This is a genomic window from Echinicola rosea (assembly GCF_005281475.1).
Taxonomy (GTDB): Bacteria; Bacteroidota; Bacteroidia; order Cytophagales; family Cyclobacteriaceae; genus Echinicola; species Echinicola rosea.
In genome coordinates this window covers 4534350-4551641 of sequence record NZ_CP040106.1, presented here as the reverse complement: position 1 = coordinate 4551641, position 17292 = coordinate 4534350, and the positions used below count along the sequence as shown (strand labels likewise).

The 17292-nt window shown below is 44.0% G+C and carries 17 protein-coding genes; 5 read left to right on the top strand and 12 right to left on the bottom strand.

Annotated features, from left to right (window positions below; translation table 11 throughout):
- The 12 genes from FDP09_RS17890 to FDP09_RS17835 form a co-directional block, all read right to left on the bottom strand.
- The gene (locus FDP09_RS17890) at positions 1-855 is read right to left on the bottom strand and encodes a DUF488 domain-containing protein (protein WP_229683340.1); all 855 of its coding nucleotides are present in this window, start codon (positions 853-855) and stop codon (positions 1-3) included.
- 868 nt (positions 856-1723) lie between these two features.
- Positions 1724-2152, bottom strand: a complete 429-nt coding sequence (locus FDP09_RS17885; protein WP_137403962.1) for a DUF1330 domain-containing protein — start codon at positions 2150-2152, stop codon at positions 1724-1726.
- Positions 2153-2184: 32 nt separating this feature from the next.
- A complete protein-coding gene (locus FDP09_RS17880) occupies positions 2185-2589 on the bottom strand; it encodes a hypothetical protein (RefSeq protein ID WP_137403961.1) in 405 nt (134 codons plus the stop codon).
- Positions 2590-2781: 192 nt separating this feature from the next.
- Positions 2782-3582: a queuosine precursor transporter gene (locus tag FDP09_RS17875; protein ID WP_137403960.1), complete on the bottom strand. Its 801-nt coding sequence runs from the start codon at positions 3580-3582 to the stop codon at positions 2782-2784.
- 3 nt (positions 3583-3585) lie between these two features.
- The gene (locus FDP09_RS17870) at positions 3586-4497 is read right to left on the bottom strand and encodes a ribonuclease Z (protein ID WP_137403959.1); all 912 of its coding nucleotides are present in this window, start codon (positions 4495-4497) and stop codon (positions 3586-3588) included.
- A 2-nt stretch (positions 4498-4499) separates the two neighbouring features.
- Positions 4500-4883, bottom strand: coding sequence for an STAS domain-containing protein (locus FDP09_RS17865; RefSeq protein ID WP_137403958.1), 384 nt, complete (start codon positions 4881-4883; stop codon positions 4500-4502).
- A 55-nt stretch (positions 4884-4938) separates the two neighbouring features.
- Positions 4939-5874, bottom strand: coding sequence for a phosphoribosylaminoimidazolesuccinocarboxamide synthase (locus tag FDP09_RS17860; protein WP_137403957.1), 936 nt, complete (start codon positions 5872-5874; stop codon positions 4939-4941).
- A gap of 127 nt (positions 5875-6001) precedes the next feature.
- Positions 6002-7306: a toxin-antitoxin system YwqK family antitoxin gene (locus FDP09_RS17855; RefSeq protein WP_137403956.1), complete on the bottom strand. Its 1305-nt coding sequence runs from the start codon at positions 7304-7306 to the stop codon at positions 6002-6004.
- Between the two features lie 61 nt (positions 7307-7367).
- Positions 7368-8552, bottom strand: a complete 1185-nt coding sequence (locus tag FDP09_RS17850) for an acetyl-CoA C-acyltransferase (protein WP_137403955.1) — start codon at positions 8550-8552, stop codon at positions 7368-7370.
- 213 nt (positions 8553-8765) lie between these two features.
- The gene (locus tag FDP09_RS17845; protein WP_229683341.1) at positions 8766-9437 is read right to left on the bottom strand and encodes a hypothetical protein; all 672 of its coding nucleotides are present in this window, start codon (positions 9435-9437) and stop codon (positions 8766-8768) included.
- Positions 9427-10074, bottom strand: a complete 648-nt coding sequence (locus tag FDP09_RS17840; RefSeq protein WP_137403953.1) for a hypothetical protein — start codon at positions 10072-10074, stop codon at positions 9427-9429. Before FDP09_RS17840 ends, FDP09_RS17845 begins: the two co-directional genes overlap by 11 nt.
- 24 nt (positions 10075-10098) lie before the next feature.
- Positions 10099-11064 carry a VWA domain-containing protein gene (locus FDP09_RS17835; RefSeq protein ID WP_137403952.1) on the bottom strand — a complete coding sequence of 322 codons (966 nt, stop codon included), beginning with the start codon at positions 11062-11064 and terminating at the stop codon, positions 10099-10101.
- Positions 11065-11512: 448 nt separating this feature from the next.
- On the opposite strand from FDP09_RS17835, the gene FDP09_RS17830 reads away from it, so the two are divergent.
- From FDP09_RS17830 to FDP09_RS17810, 5 genes are all read left to right on the top strand, one after another.
- A complete protein-coding gene (locus FDP09_RS17830) occupies positions 11513-13909 on the top strand; it encodes a TonB-dependent receptor (protein ID WP_229683342.1) in 2397 nt (798 codons plus the stop codon).
- Between the two features lie 4 nt (positions 13910-13913).
- The gene (locus tag FDP09_RS17825) at positions 13914-14744 is read left to right on the top strand and encodes a DUF4249 family protein (protein WP_137403951.1); all 831 of its coding nucleotides are present in this window, start codon (positions 13914-13916) and stop codon (positions 14742-14744) included.
- Between the two features lie 112 nt (positions 14745-14856).
- Positions 14857-15759: a 1-acyl-sn-glycerol-3-phosphate acyltransferase gene (locus tag FDP09_RS17820; protein WP_137403950.1), complete on the top strand. Its 903-nt coding sequence runs from the start codon at positions 14857-14859 to the stop codon at positions 15757-15759.
- 8 nt (positions 15760-15767) lie between these two features.
- Complete coding sequence (locus tag FDP09_RS17815; RefSeq protein ID WP_137403949.1) at positions 15768-16724, top strand: GNAT family N-acetyltransferase; 957 nt, start codon at positions 15768-15770, stop codon at positions 16722-16724.
- A 194-nt stretch (positions 16725-16918) separates the two neighbouring features.
- The gene (locus tag FDP09_RS17810; protein ID WP_308420998.1) at positions 16919-17203 is read left to right on the top strand and encodes a hypothetical protein; all 285 of its coding nucleotides are present in this window, start codon (positions 16919-16921) and stop codon (positions 17201-17203) included.
- Positions 17204-17292: the final 89 nt, after the last annotated feature.

Genomic DNA, 17292 nt, shown 5'->3' with positions numbered 1-17292 from the left:
TTACAGATGTTTTAATGAATAACTAAAGTCTGGAGACTTCATTAAAGCTTCTGCTAAATGTGAACGATGACACTGACATGGTTCTGCTTCAAAACAGGTAAGTGCAATTCGCTTGTATTGTCTTAATGATCCTAAAATTTGCTCCTGTGATTTGCTCGTTTCAGACAATGTTGTTTTTTTGTAATCGGCAAACAATCGATCATAATCTGCTTGTACTTCCAATTTTTGCCGTTTGTCTGAGTTAATACCTACTTCAGGAATGTGTAAATATTCAATGCCCAAGCTGTTACAATACCTCTTTAACAATGTTTTGCTAAATCCAAACTTCATACTCAGCGGATTTTTTCGAACATCAACTAAAAGCTTGACATTATTCTTGACAAGCTTTTGCAAGTATTTTTCTAGGGAGATACCTTCGTAGCCAATTGTGAACAGAGTAGTTTCTTCATCTTTAGGCATTGCTTTTTCTATACGTTCATATAATTGTCCTGGCAATATTTCATTGGCAATGGTACTCCGAATGGCATAAAAAGGGAAATTTAAATAGGTATGCTTGATTAGTGCATTGCTGCTCATTTGTCCATAATCGGAGACTACTTGTTGCAATAGTGTTGCGTCTGTTTGTTTCAACTTTTCAAAATAGTTGTAAGTGTCCATTTTAGAATACTTGTTTTCCGTCTCAATCAAATACCCTTTTTTGATCATGGTATTTACATCGGCTTTTGCAGAGTAAGAATAACAACCATATTTATATGGTATAAAATCGTACTCAGCCTGCGGCTTTTTCTCTGTGTATAGAAATAGTAGTTTTTGTAAACGTAATTTTTCTACTTCTCCACCAAGTAGCTCGATCAACCCAAGTATTATTTTTCGTCTATAGAACATTTTCCAAAGTTACTTCGATTCCAAATTTATTCCTAAGTAGCTACAATTATTGTCATTACTAAACTTGGATTAAGTATCGTAGCCAAGTTTTCAGATCAGTGTATCGGCAAAAAAAAACAAAATGAGCCGTTTTGTGTGTTGACTTTTTGAGCAGCTTATAAATATTGTCGAGTGTACTTATTTTTCAAGAAATCTGTGATCTTCATTTCGAAATTAAGATAGGGAGGAAAAATTGTACTTATAAGACCAATTAAGGCTGATACAAAAATGTTAGAACAACATGCATCAACTATTATTTCGTTATCTAAAATGGTTATTTGTGCGCCAATAACGGCTGATTTCTGTACGATTATACTCTTTTGAGGCTTAGAGTCAAACGTATAAACAGAGTAATTGGAGAACTGGCTCTTTAAAACCTCAATTAATTCGTTCAAGGTAGGTGACTGTGCTGTTTTAACTATCATTGTTTAAAGGTTTTTCCAATGTCTGAAATTTTAATTTACGAATAAATATTGAAATTTCACTTCGTTTAGCAGCTATGAACATCATATGCATTGTGTGTACCTAGCATTGGTGTCAGGTGTCGATGATACCAAAATAATCCAGAGGACGAAAAGTCTGTGCTTGTCTCTATCGGGCTTCCTTGTGTGGGGAAGTAGTTGCTCCGTGTCAAAATGATTCTCTAAAGAAAAAGCATTATCGGGACGGGATTCTGCAATTTTGATTTTTCCAACCTCCAGCCCCTACAAATTCCCAACTTAATCCCCTTAAGAACCTCACCGGTTACGTGTGTATCACATTCATTGTTTGTTCTTCGCACGTAACGAAATCATAGTCGCTACATATAGTCTTTCATTTCATTTGATGGTAATAACCTAGAATCTTCCAATGCTGCTGTTCGGTGTCCCGCTTTTTTTAGATAGTCCGGACTTTGGGCCAATTCCATGAACTTCAAAACAGACTCGTGTTCAACTAACAGAACGGCATCCCATCTTTCAGAGCCGGGGCCAATCAGAAAGTGTCGGCTCTTTCCATAATAGATAATCCGGCTTCCTGCTTTCTTTAATTCAGGTAAAGTACTTTCCATATACAATTGGTAAGCATCTTCTCCGCTGATTTCCTTGCCAGGTTTTAATTCTTCTAAGTTGGTATAGTCAGCTGTTGCCCTAAATTTAAGTAAGTTCAGCATCACTACTTTTCCTTTGTCGTGAAAGGTCTGATAAAATTCCTTCCCTGCTTCAGGCCTTGCATCAAGGTGTTTGCTCATGTTTTCTTTGATTTCAGGTTATTCAGTGATTCTTAGTTTGTTTTGATCAAGACCACACCGTCGTCTCCCCTGCTTCCGAAGATTGCTGTACTACTTGGGTGGGATAGTATTTGGTACTGTCCAATTTCTGTTTCCGTATACTTGTTTAGATCTGCGATTTTAGAAGGTACACCATCGATTATAATTAACGGTACGGTGTTCGTTTTCCCATTAATGTTAAGCGTTTCATCGATTTCTGTGACCATTTTCTCATAAAAGTCTGTTTTGGGAATACTGTCTGCCAGAAAATGGTCTGTGGGCTGAAGTGAAACGGTTACTCTACAAATCATATTGGACCTGGGGATTTTATTGTTATCTTCAGGAATTGTCTTTTCCTGCTGGGCCCAAGAAAAGTGAGCCAATGAAATCAAAAATGATAATAGGATGAACCTTCTCATGATAATAGTTACGCTAATCTGATTTTTTTGTTTGATTAGGAGGTTTGTATTGAATCGGTTTTATAACAAGCCAAATCAAAATCCCCCTTACTCAGTTGGTTTAGGAGTTGCATTGCAAATGCCTATCTCAGAAGCCCGCATTTCAAATGCGTGCTATATATCAAATAGAATCAATACGAACGACGACATACCTCAAAAAGAAGTGTTCCCAGCGGCTTCTTCAGCCATTCGTTCGGCGTATTCTTTGCCGAGGTAGTTGTCGATGATATTGTGTCCGAGGTAGAGTAGGGGCGTGAGGATGATGGCGACGGTAAATTTGTAAATGTAGTTGATGATGCCCACGGAGATCAGCTGCTCGATGGACCAGTTGCCAAAGACATAAAAAGCGATGCCCAGTACCACGAAAGAGTCGATCAGCTGGGAGACCAAGGTGGAGCCGGTGGCACGTAGCCAGATCATTTTGGCACCGGTGATTTTGCGGAGTTTTTGGAAGACAAACACGTCAATCAGCTGCCCCAACAAGAATGCAGTCAAGGAGCCGATGATGATTCCCAAACCTTGCCGGAAGATGACATCAAAGGCATATTCTATGTTGAACGGGTTGCCATTGGGATCAGTGCTGTTGACATCCAGCCAGAATGCTGCCGGAGGCAAGGCGGTAACGATGGCAATGAAAATAAACGCATAGGCAATAAAGCCCGCCGTGAGGAAACTGATTTTGCGTACTCCTTTTTTGCCAAAATACTCATTGATGATGTCCGTGGTGATAAAGACCACCGGCCAGATCACCGCTCCAGCGGTAAGGTTAAAGTCCAGCACATATTCCCCAAAGAATGTCCAATGGGCGGGCTCCAGGCCCACGGTGGCTTCCCCAGAAAATATTTTCACTCCGATGATTTCGGCCAGGATGGCATTGGTCAGAAATATGCCACTGAGCACGATAAAAAGGGTGGTTTTTTTGCTTTGGAAAGTTTGGTCGTTGGTGGCTGACATAGGCTAAAGGTGATAGGTTTCTCCTTCGATGCTGAGCTGGCAGCGGTCAAATACCTGGCTTGCTTCCTCCCATAAGGGCTCCAGCTCCACATAGCGTGTGGAATAGTGGCCCAAGAGCAATTGCTTGACATTGGCCTTTTTGGCGATGGTAGCGGCTTGGCTGGCGGTACAGTGATAGGTCTCCTCGGCCCTGGCACACTCGGCTTCCATAAAGGTGGATTCATGGTACAGCAAATCCACTTCTTTCAGGTACGGCACCAGCGTTTGGTCGAAAATGGTGTCCGAGCAGAAGGCATATTTCCGGATCGGATTTGGTGGACGGGTAAATTCCTCGACGGTAAATACATTGCCTTCTTTATCGGTATAGTCCTTACCGTGTTTGAGGACGTTGATGGCAGGGATGCTTAAAGGTTGCTCCAAGAGCTTTTCCTTGATGATATGCCGGAGACCGGGTTTTTCCACCACCAGAAAGCCCGTGCAGGGCAAACGGTGTTTTAGCGGAAAACTATAGACCATAAACTTTTTGGCATCCACCAGCAACTGCTTCTGGTCGGGATCTGTCCGGACAAAATGAAGGGGATAATTAAGCTTCGTATTGCCGTATTTAAGTTGGGTGGTGATGATCTCGTCCAATCCTCGGGGGCCGTAAATGGTCAGTGGGGTTTTGCGCTTGTTAAGGTGAAAGGTGGAGATCACGCCCATCAGTCCGAGGTAGTGATCTCCATGTAAGTGTGATATAAAGATGTGATCGATCTTAAACGACCGTATTTTGAAGCGCTGCAACTGGATTTGGGTGGCCTCCCCACAGTCGATCATCAGCAATTTACTACCTAGGGTGATGATCTGGGAAGTCTGGTTCCTGTCGTGGGCAGGAATGGCCGAATTAGCCCCTAAAATGGTAACCGAAAATTCCAATATTAGTTTTCCTCTTCTTCCTCTTCCTTATTTCCATCGATCTCGTGCATAAAGATCTTGTCAGCTGCAATTTCGATCGAGTCCACTACATTCATGACTTTGTCCAGCATGGAGATTTTGATAAGTTTGGTGACATGGTCTTGGGGGGCTGAGATGATAAAGATGCCGCCGTCTTCGCTAAAAGCACGGTGTCCCACCAATAAGGCACTCAGTCCGCTGGAGTCGGCATACTTTACGTGGCTCATGTCCAGGACGAGGTTTTTATAGCCCTCAGCATGGACGGTCAATAGTTCTGACTTGAGCACGGGAGAAAGCGGGGAATCCAACTTTTCTTCCTGCAAGGTAAATATTACGTATTGCTCTTTTTTATCTACTGCGTATTTCATTTTTTAGTTTTTTTTATGGCCCATTTAGGCCTTTTGTGATTGGGAATTTTGGAAATCAAATGTGTTCTTCAATGGATTTCCTTATCCTGTCCATCATATCGGTATTGTCTGCTTTATGGAAATCCTCACCAGTAATCATCTCATAAAGCTCAATATAACGGTCGGAAATATCATTTACAATTTTATTGGGCATATTGGGGATTTTCTGGCCTTCTTTGCCTTGGAAATCATTGGCAATTAGCCATTGCCGTACAAATTCTTTGGAAAGTTGCTTTTGGGGCTGATTGGTCTCTTGCCTATCTTCATATCCTTCGGCATAGAAATATCGCGAGGAATCCGGTGTATGCACTTCATCGATCAGGTAGATAATACCATCTGCTTTTCCAAATTCATATTTGGTGTCCACAAGGATGAGCCCTTTTTCGGCGGCCATTTCAGTACCTCTGAGAAAAAGCGCCCGGGTATATTTTTCCAGAATGGCGTAATCCTCGGCACTGACGATGCCAGTGGCCAAAATGTCCTCTCTGCTGATGTCCTCATCATGCCCTTCATCTGCCTTGGTGGTAGGGGTGATGATGGGCTCGGGCAATTTGTCATTTTCTTTTAGGCCTTCCGGTAGGCTTACCCCACAAATGCTCCTTTTACCATCCCGGTATTCCCTCCAAGCATGGCCTGCGAGATAACCCCTGATGACCATTTCCACTTTGAATGGCTCGCACTTTTTGCCGATCGTTACATTCGGATCTGGCGTGGATATCACCCAGTTGGGGACGATGTCAGCTGTGGCGGCCAGAAATTTGGCCGCGATCTGGTTCAGCACTTGGCCTTTAAAAGGAATGGGCAGGGGTAGGACCACATCAAATGCGGAGATCCTGTCAGAGGCGACCACCGCGATCTTATCCTCAAACATGTAAACATCCCGGACTTTTCCTTTGTAAAAACCAGTTTGATTCGGGAATTCAAATTGGGTTTCTTTAATGGCCGTATTCATGATGCTGTCACTTGCTTTGGGGCAACTGTCCGATATTTTCTATCGAATGTTACCTGAGGTTAACGAATAAATTTTAATTAGCAAAAATAGGAGTTAGGCTGATTTTAACCTTTCAATTGTTGGAAAATTATTCAACTAATTTACCCTTTTTATCATAATTTTCTGTTTTTATGAGGGTTCCTTTATCGTCATAGTACTCCCATGCAGTGGATTTTTTGTTGTACCAAAAACTTCCTTCTACTCGGAGATCCCCTGAAGGGCCGAATGATCGGTAAGGACCGTGCTTCCATCCATAATCATAAACTGTCAATGTCTTGAGCTGGCCATTGGGGTAATAGGTTTTTTCTTCTCCGTGTTGTTTTCCGTTCCTAAACCCCTGCTCCAAAATTAGGTTTCCTGCTTCATCAAAGCGCCTGTATTGACCGTGCCACTTTCCGTTTTGATAGGGGATTACTTCTTGTTTTTGGCCATTTTGGTCATATGCCACCACCTGACCCTGTGGTAGCCCACTGACCAAGTTTACCTTTTTTTGTAACTGGCCATTTTCATGGTAAAAGGTGTGTTGTTGCTTGATGCCATCCCGGTCATAGGAGATTACCTCTGATTTTTTGGCTGAGGGATAATAGAGGATTTGGTTGCCGACGGGCTTTCCCTTTTTATATTCGACACGTTCTTTGGTGGCTCCTGAGGGATAATAAGTCTTGAAAATACCATTAGGCTTTCCGTTTTTATAACTTCCTGTTTTGGCTAACTGACCATCTTCATAGTATCCTTCAAAAACATCATCTTGCATCCCGTCGTCATAAAATGACCGTTCTTTAATTTGGCCATTGGGATAGTATGCGGTGACTTGCCCGTCCAGCTGGCCTTCGGAATAGTGTTCTTCAGATTGGAGCTGGCCATTTTCATAAAAACTCTTAAAAGGACCATCCAGCACTCCTTCCTTATAAATGGATTCAGCACGGATGGAGCCATTGGGAAAGTAGTCAGTATGTTTTCCGTTCGGTTTGTTATGGAGGAATAGTCCGGTCATTTTTAATGTACCATCCGGGAAATAGCTTTCCAGGGTTCCTTCCATCATATCTTCCTGAAAAGTGGCTTTTTGAATAAGCTTTCCTGCTGGATTGTAGGATAAGGCTGTCCCTTCACGTAGATCATTTTGGTAGCGGATGGTTTTAAGGGTGTCTCCACTTTCTGGATAAAAATGTACAAAAACCCCTTCCCGTTTACCATTTACAAAAGTACCTTGGAGCTGCAATGATCCTTCTTCATAATACCGTTGGTAGCGCCCTTCAACTTGGCCATTGGCGGTAAAATAGATTTCCATCAATTTTGATTGCTCTTCATCATAGTAATTTCTGACCGTATCCTGAGACCGCACACTGAAGCAGTTTAGGATCAATAGCAAGAGCAGCGTTGATCTGATAAGCATGTCGTTTGATGAAGCGTTCAAAGGTAATTTTTAAAGGGATATTCTGGAAATTAATTCATTGCTAGTCTTTCATGCGTTCGATAACGATGGCTGACGCACCGCCCCCGCCGTTACAGATGCCAGCCACGCCTATGTGGCCATTTTTTTGCTGAAGTACAGTGAAAAGCGTGGCCATGATCCGTGCTCCTGATGCGCCAAGTGGATGGCCGAGGGATACGGCTCCTCCAAAAACGTTGAGGCGGTCATTCGGAATGTCCAATTCCTGCTGGTTGGCAAGGGCTACAGCTGAAAATGCCTCATTGATTTCGTAATAATCCACCTTCTCTGCACTTATGCCTGCATTTTTGAGGGCTTTGGGAATGGCCAGGGCAGGAGCGGTCGTAAACCACAACGGATCGGTAGCGGCATCGGCAAAACCCCGTATTTTGGCAATGGGTTTCAGTCCCAGGCTTTCGGCTTTCTCCTTGCTCATCAGCACCAGTGCCGAAGCACCATCGTTCATAGTAGAGGCATTGGCAGCGGTTACTGTGCCTTCTTTGTCAAAAACAGGTCGCAGCGAGGGTATTTTTTCGAAAATGACTTTTTGATATTCTTCATCTTCCGTCACAGTGATGGTTTCTCCTTTTCTACCCTTCAATGTCACGGGAATTACCTCATTGCTAAAAGCTTGGGTTTTCCACGCTTCAGCAGCCCGCTTGTAGGACTGCACAGCATATTGGTCCTGCATCTCCCGGCTGATGTTCCGTTGCTTGGCCGTATTTTCGGCACAATTTCCCATGGGAAAATTGTAATACACTTCGTGCAGGCCGTCTTTGGCGAGTCCATCGATAAATTCACCATTGCCAAATTTATAGCCAAAGCGGGCTTTGGGAATGTAGTAGGGGACATTGGACATGCTCTCCATGCCTCCTGCGACGATCACTTCGCTTTGGCCGGTCATGATGGATTGTGCTGCAAATATCACCGACTTCATGCCGGATGCACAGACCTTATTGACGGTGGTACAAGGAACTTCGTAGCCAATGCCGGCACCTATGGACGCTTGGCGGGCAGGAGCTTGGCCAAGGTTTGCAGATAGCACATTTCCCATGATCACCTCTTCGACATGATCCGGAGACACTTGTGCCCTGTCCAAAGCGCCTTTGATGGCTTGGCTCCCCAGTTCCACTGCCGTGAGACTTGAGAACTTACCTCCAAAACTCCCCAAGGGAGTTCTTATTGCTGAAATGATATAGACTTCTTTCATTTGGGTTTATGGGTTGTTGAGGTTAAAATGTTTGAATGTTGCAAGGCTGCAAGTTTTTTGGTACGATGATAGGTTTCATGTTTCCAATTCAGCTTTTGTGTCCCTACAGTTGTTATGTGTTGGCCATGACGAGGAGTCACTATCCTATATAACCTCTCCCGTAATAGAAACTACATACCCAAGACTCAAAACACCGGACTAAAGCCTCATAACTTACCAATCGGGCAGGTTATTATCAGGCCGTTTGCTTGGTTTTTTTCTGGTCTGCTGGATGTAGCGCATTTCGGCATTATCCATGGCGTCAAGGATTTTCTGGGCCTGCTCGGGGGAAATGTTCATCTGCTGGAGTTTTTGGCGTAGCTCTTCCATGGCCTTTTCTCGCTCGCTCAGATCACTCTCCATATCAGAAGACTTGTCGGATGGTTCTTGCTGGTTGGATTTTTCTCCTCGTTTTTCCTCCATTTTGTCGGATTCCTGGGCACCATCCTCTTCCGTTTGCTCTTCACCTTGCCCGTCCTTGGATTCTTTTTCCTGCTGGCCCTGATCCTCCTGCTGCTGGTTTTCGTCCCCTTGCTGCTGTTGGTCTTGGTTTTGTTTTTGCTGGTCCTGTTGCTGCTGGTCCTGTTGGTCTTGTTGCTCCTTTTGCTCTTGGTCCTGCTTTTCCTGTTCGTCTTTTAGTTTTTCCTTCAGGGCATTGAGTTTGGGATCATTGGGAAATTTTTGCAAGCCCTCGGCCAATGTCTGCCCAACACCTGGGTAATCTGCATTGACATAGTTTTTGGCCGCTTGATTAAAATAAGTATCGGCTGTTTGGGCTGCGGAGGAAAAAGCCGATATCAGCATTATGGCCAAAAGGCCAAGAAAGAACGGTATGTTAGTTTTCATTGATTTCATTGATATCTCCTAGGTTCTTTATAAACTCCTGATAGTGAGAAACAGTTTCATCGATCTCCAAGGCTTTGCTCATCACGTCAAGGGCCTCTTTGAATTTAAATTGCTCCACCAATTTATCTGCTTCCGCTTTCATGCGCTTGGCGTAATTGGAAGGCTCCTGCTTGTTTTCGTCCTGGTTTTCCTCTTCTTGTTGGTCTTGGTTTTTGTCCAGCCATCGGGCCAGCAGTTCATAATTATAGCGTGCGATCTCATTGGTGGGATCCTTGATTAATGCCGCCTTGAAGGCGCTAAGGGCTTCTTGGTATTTCTTTTCCCTGCCCAACAGCACGCCATTCTGATTAGCAGCGGAGCTGGCAATATGTTGCTTAGGGGCTCCTGCCAATTCTAAGTATTTTTTCTTGGCGTCTTCTTCCTGCCCATTCAGCTGGTAGCTCAGGGCCAGGTCAAAACTAGCTTCAGATGAAGAGATTCCATGTTCGTTCAATAGCGCAAGGTGCTGACGCACGGACTCCTCGTATTCAGCTTTGGTGTATTTTTCCTGTGCCAAATCAATGGCCGCATTTTTCTCCGAAATTTTGGACCACGAAGAGGGAATAAGGAGTAATGTTGCCAGAAGTAATTTGTTCATGTTTCCTTTTCGGGCATTTAGAGGTTACATACTAATGGTTTTCAAGGGCAAGATCATGTCCAATACAGCCAGACCCAGAGCAGCCAGTAGGAAGTAGAAAAACTTATTGGCAGAGGCTTCCACCGTTCTGGAGCCCGTGACGGCACCTTCAAGCTTTTCGATAGCAGAAATCAGCTGCGGGATTTCTTGGTTCGCATCACTGATTTCAAAATATTGGCCATTGGTTTCACTGGCAATTCGCTTGAGGGTGTTGGAACTCAGTTTGCTGACGGCAGGAGCATTGGTGGATTCGTCCATGATCACGCCATTTCCTTTGGGAATAGTGCTGCCATTTTCAGTCCCTACACCCAGGCTAAAGACCCTGATGCTTTCATCGTTAAGTTGGTCGAGAATATTGTTCAAGTTGTCACCGAAGTTTTCCCCGTCACTGATCAGTACAATGGATTTTGATTTTGGATCTTGGTTTTCGTCCGTGCTAAATTTCTTTATTGCCAAGGCCAATGGGGCAGCGATGTCCGTTCCAAAGTTTGGCACCAAGCCGGTGTTCAGCCCATCCAAGTGAAGCTGGAGGACGTTTTGATCAAAAGTCAAAGGGCACTGAATAAAGGCTTCCGAACTGAAAATAATGAGTCCAATACGGTCAGAGCTGAAGTTTTTTATGAGGTTTTTCAACTCGTATTTTACCCGCTGGAGTCGCGAGGGACTGATGTCAGTGGCATTCATGGACTGTGAGAGATCGATGGCAATAAACAAATCTTTCCCTTCTTGTTTGATTTCCTTGGTGGCATTGCCCACAGAAGGGCCTGCCAGTGCTACGAGAAAAAGCAAAAAGTACGCGATGCGCAAGCCCATTTTCATGAGCAGTCGATGCTTTTTGACTTTCAGCCGCTTGTTGATGCGATAAAAGCGCACAAGGTAAATAATATAGAGCACGCCAAATACGGCTGCCAATATACCAATTAATGTTAAGTCAGGATATGCCCAAATCATGCCTTGAAATTAGGAATTTTAATTCAAAACGAAAGAACAGGCGATAAATTATCGCATACTTTACGAAAGGTCAAAATTATCGGAAGCTGAAAGGTGAAGTGTTAAGTTGTGAGACATGAGTAGAAAGTCTTGATTCTTAGGATATAAAAATGTACCGTAAATGGGTTATGCTGGGACTTTGTCCCAGGGCTGGCAAGAATGGAGTGGCGTGGGTGGCCTTCGGCTTCGCTCAGGCACCCTAAAACGGTTCCAGATTCCTGTACTGAGCGTGTCGAAGGGTGAAATCTAGGATCAAAAGGAAAGACTTAAAGCTTGCCATACCAAAAGGAACAATTCCCATAATTTTATTTATCTTAAGGAGCTAGTGACCAACATTAGGCAAGCAAATTGCTATTCATGTTCACCAAAAATTAAAGACGCTCTCTAAATAAAGAGCATAACATAGCGCATGAAACAGCTTATATCCTTATGGATAATGGTAATGACCGCACTGGGATGCCCACAACTGGCAATCGGGCAGGCAACAAATGTCCTCAAAGGTGTCGTCATGGACGAAGAAAGTAATGAAACATTGGTGGGGGCAACTGTTTATTGGCAATCGTCACCGACGCAGGGAGTTACCAGTGATGAGGAAGGGGGATTTGAGCTGCCCGTCGTCACCTTGCCGGATACGTTGGTGGTGATGTATCTGGGGTATGGTAAAGAGAAAATGCCCCTTGGCCAGGATCGCTTGGATGAAGGGCTGACAGTAACGTTAAAACCCACTGCGGCCGGCTTAGAGGAAGTGGTGGTAGAGGGACAGCTTGAAGAAGTCATTACCCAAAGTGTGGACATAGGCCGAAATGTAGTGCCTATAGCGACGCTAAAATCCATCCCTAGTTTGTTTGGTGAAGTGGACGTACTTCGAGGACTTCAGCTTTTGCCAGGAATCCAGACGGCAGGAGAGGGGACGACCGGGTTATTTGTCCGTGGTGGATCTTCGGACCAAAATCTCATTCAATTGGACGGGGCTCCCGTCTATAACCCTTCTCATTTCTTTGGCTTTTTTTCAGTATTCAATCCGGATGCATTGGACGAGGTGGACTTGTACAAAGGGAATATCCCCGCGACGTATGGGGGGAGGCTGTCTTCTGTTGTGGAAATTTCCATGAAAGAGGGGCGGACAGACAGGATCCATGGAGCCGGTGGAATTGGAAATATCAGTTCCAAGATCACCGTGGACGGCCCACTTTTTTCTGAAAAGTCATCATTTGTGGTCACGGGAAGAAGGACCTACGCGGACCTTTTTCTGAAGCTATCCAATAATGAGGAAATCAATAGCAACCAATTGTACTTCTATGATTTGGGGGCTAAAATGACCTTTCGGCCTTCTGCCAGAGATAAGGTCTCTATTTCCAGTTATTACGGCAGGGATTATTTGCAGGCTGGAGACATGTTTGGCTTCGGATGGAAAAATTGGGTCAATTCCATTCTATGGAACAAGACGTTTAGCGAAAGGACATTCTTGGACGTCAATGGGTATTATTCTCAATATGACTACCAAATTGATGTCATGGATGAGGACAATGGCTTCAGCTGGAGCAATTTGATTTCTGAAGGTGGATTACGGTGGTTTTTCACGTTGACTCCAAGTGAGAGGGCCGTTTTTGAAGTGGGGGCGCACAGTCGGTATTATCATTTTTCACCGGTGGACATGACCACCAATCCAGGAAGCCAGATCACGCCGATCACCACCCAGCCTGGCAATGCAGTCCAGCAGGATTTTTTTATTTCCGGAGAGTTGGACATTTCTTCCAAATTGAAGGTGGAAGGAGGGCTTCGATGGAGCATTTATGCGCAGATAGGCAAAGGTGCAGAATACATTTATGATGAAAGCCCCGCACAGGACAATGCCGCTATCATCGATACGGTCCAATACAGTAGGTTCCGTCCGATGGCATTTTATCAAGGGAAAGAGCCCCGGATTGCCCTGCGGTACAAAATCACCGATAACTTGTCCTTCAAGAGTGCATATAACCGAAATTTCCAATACCAGCAGGTGGCTTCCAACAGTTCCGCGGGCCTTCCAATAGATCGCTGGACGTTGGCCAGTGAATACATTCAGCCCATTATGTCGGACCAGTTTTCTGCAGGGATGTACAACGATATAAACGATGGGAAATGGGAGGTTTCTGTGGAGGGATATTATAAAACGTATGATCATATCATTGATGTCAAGCAAGGGGCAGATGTGTTGTTCACGGATCATTTGGAAACGGAAGTCCTGGACGGAAGAGGTTGGTCTTACGGGACCGAATTGTTGCTGAAGAAGAACACCGGAAAGACCACTGGCTGGCTGGGGTACACCTATTCTAGAACGTACCGACAGATTGAAGGAATCAGCGAGGGGAAGGCCTATAATCCACGGTACGACCGGCCACATGATATTTCGCTTGTATTGCAGCATGCATTTAGTGAGCGGCTTACGGCCAATATGACTTTTGTGTACTCCACAGGCCAAGCAGTAAGCTTTCCCGTTGGCACTTATTCTATGGACAATCAGGAAATGCCCTTGTACGATACACGACGAAATGAAGATCGATTTCCAGACTATCACCGGATGGATGTGGCCGTGACCTGGAAAAATAAAGACAAGGAGAAGAAGTGGAGAGGAAGCTGGAATTTCAGTGTATATAATGTCTATGGCAGGAAAAACCCCTATTCCTACCAGTTTAAGGACATCGTAAACAATGACATCCACTACGAATCCGCTTCAGGTGAGCCAGTATATTCCCGGAGGCCAGGTGTGGTGATGACATACCTGTTTACTTTCCTACCATCGATTTCTTATAATTTTGAATTTTAATACTATGAGAGATATATTATTAGTAGGATTGCTGCTATTCCTCTTTTCCTGCCAGGAAGAAGTTTTTCTGGATTTGCGGGAAAGTGAACATTATCCGGTAATCGAAGCTTCCTGGACGGATAAAAGTAACCTAAACCAAGTAAAGGTGTCCATGAGCAAAGCGTATTACGACTCGGCAGCTTACCGGCCTGTGACCAATGCAGCGGTGTATATTGTCCATGAGGAGCGCAACGAGCGGATTGAATTTGAATTTTCGGAACAGACCTTGTCTTATTTGCCAGTCTATAATCAGCGTGCATTCGAAGGGCAACATTACACCCTTCATGTAATCGTCAATGGAAACCACTATCGCTCATCGGGTGTCATGTTGGAAGCACCTACGCTGGATAGCATAAGCTATCGGTACAAAGAAAAAAGACTCTTGAGGCCTGCAGGCTATTACCTCACTTTGCATGGCAAGATCCCTTTTGAAGAGGATAATTTTTACCGGGTAAAAGCTGTAAGAAATGACACCTTATTGGTGTCAAGGACCGATTACTTGTTGTTTGATGATACGTTTGGAACGTCAGCATTGGAAGATGGGTTTGAGATAGAGACCATTCCATTCCAAGCGGGAGATGAAGCGAGAATTGCCCTTTACCGGCTCAATGAAAGTGCCTACCGGTATATGGAGGGAATCGTGGAGTTGATGTTTAATGATGGAGGATTGTTCAGTCCCCCTCCCCAAAATCCACCCAGTAATTTTGAATTGGTAGAAGGTGACTTGGCTGTGCTGGGATACTTTTTGGTAGCACCGGTTTTGACGGAGTCGGTGCTCATTGAGGAGAATATGTAGAGATGGCAGGTGGTAATTTAGCGGTTGCTTTATAATTTTTTTTGTATTTTTAGCCTTTCAAGCGGACAGCAAAGACTTGAATTTATATCGCCGAAAACACCCATTTGGCGGCATGGTCCTGTTAATCAAATTATTACTGTGTAATAGTGCAGTGCTTGGGAGGAATATTACAAAAATAAAATGGGCAGTGGAGGAGTCGAAAGAAAAATTCATCGAAATAAAAGAAGTGATCCGGGACAAAAATCCGGCATTGCTGAAATGGATTCCAGGATTTGTGCTCAACTATATCCGAAAAATCACCCATGAAGATGAGATAAATAGGATGATGGCGGATTATGGCCATTTGCATGGGATGGACTTTGTCCATGCGCTAATTGATGATTTTGGAGTGAAAATCGTTTTGAAGGGAGAAGAGAATATTCCGATCACCCAGCCAGTGATTTTTGCCTCCAATCATCCGCTGGGCGGTTTTGACGGGATTGCATTTATGCACGCCATCGGCAAATACCGCGAGGATATCCGGTTTTTGGTCAATGATATTTTGACCAATATCAAGAACTTTGATCCGTTGTTTGTACCTGTAAACAAACATGGAAGTCATGGACGAAAAGCCGCGAGGTTGATAGAAGAAACCTATGCCGGGGAAAATGCCGTATTGGTTTTTCCTGCAGGGTTGGTTTCCCGAAAACAGTCCCATGGTATCAGTGACCTGGAGTGGAAAAAAAGCTTTATCGCCAAAGCCAAAAAGTATAAAAAAGATGTGGTACCTGTCTATATCGATGGAAGAAACTCTTCTTTTTTTTATAATTTGGCTCAGCTAAGGAAAAAACTCGGTGTCAAGGCAAATATTGAAATGATGTATTTGGCAGATGAGATGTTTGGTCAAAAGAACAAAAAAGTAACCATACATGTAGGAAAACCAATTTCTTACCAGTATTTTGATAACACAAAAAATGAAAAAGACTGGGCAGCGGAAGTAAAGAAAGTCGTTTATTCCATTGCCTCAGAAAGTTAACCGTTTTTATGCAAGAGATAATAGCACCTGTAGATAGGGAACTTTTAAAAAAAGAGTTGACACCAGAGCGTTTCCTGCGCCACACCAACAATGGAGACAATCAGGTTTATCTTGTCAATCACCACAATTCCCCCCATATTTTGCGGGAAATAGGAAGGCTTCGAGAAGTCACTTTCAGAGGTGCTGGAGGAGGAACGGGGCTTCCGCTTGACATCGACGAAAACGATACCTGCGAAAACTGTTACGAACAGCTCATCGCTTGGAACCCTATAGAGGAGGAAATTATCGCAGGGTATCGATTGATCGACTGTAACAAAGCCGGACTGAACCACCATGGCGAGGTGAACCTATCTACAGCGCATTTGTTTAAGTTTACCGAAAAATTCAAATCAGATTATTTGCCTTATACCATCGAGCTGGGACGCTCCTTTGTACAGCCAAAATACCAGCCCCGCAAGGACAACCGTAAAGGAATATTCTCGCTGGACAACCTGTGGGATGGATTGGGAGCAGTGGTGGCACTGCACCCAGAGGTGAAATACCTCTTTGGTAAAGTGACCATGTATCCCCATTTCAATGCGGAAGCAAGAGACCTACTGTTGTATTTTATGAACTATTATTTTCCTGACAATGAGCATCTCGTAGAGCCCATTAGCCCCCTTCCATATAAAACCGATGTGTCCAAGTTTGAAGGGCTTTTTGATGGACTGGATTATAAGGAAGGCTATAAGGAGCTGAACACTAGGGTACGCGCGTTAGGAGAAAATATCCCCCCGTTGATCAATACCTATATGAACCTTTCGCCTACGATGAAGACCTTTGGTACGGCGATGAACAATGAATTTGGTGCGGTAGAAGAGACAGGTATCATGATCACACTTTCCGATATCTATGACAGCAAAAAACACCGTCATATCGAAACCTTCGAAAGGGATAAGTTTTATGATAAGAAAGTGGAAGAGTAAAGGTGTACAACAACATCCGATGTCTTTTCAGAAGTGATACCAGGGCATTTACCTTACTTTATTCCATGCAAAGACGGTGATCAGTATTTTGAGAAATAACACGGTCTTACGGCTATTATGGTCGGTCATGGCGGTTTTTTTTTAATATCAGTGCCGATGCCCCGGATAGCCGACCCTATTACCTGCCTGAGGATTTGACCATCAACGACCAAGAAAGTATGGTGGAAGTGTTGTTGGAGAGCCTCATGGGATTTGAAAATGCCTTTGATGAATATATGATTCCGGGAACCAGGAATTTTATTGGCATCGAGTGCAATCAAGTGATTGATCAAGGGGATTTTGATATGACCATACGCCCGCAGATGCGTGTCGGAGTAGCGCACAATTTAGTAGTGGGCATTGTGGCAGGCATTCCAGTAGAGCGCGAAAATGAGCGATTCAGTTCATTTATCCGGCTGATCTGGGAGCCGTCGCATTGATTTTATCCATACTATATATAAAGGCTGCCTCTTGCTATTCCTTTTCAGTGAGTATATGCTTAGGAAGGGAAATTTGGAGGTAGTTTTTT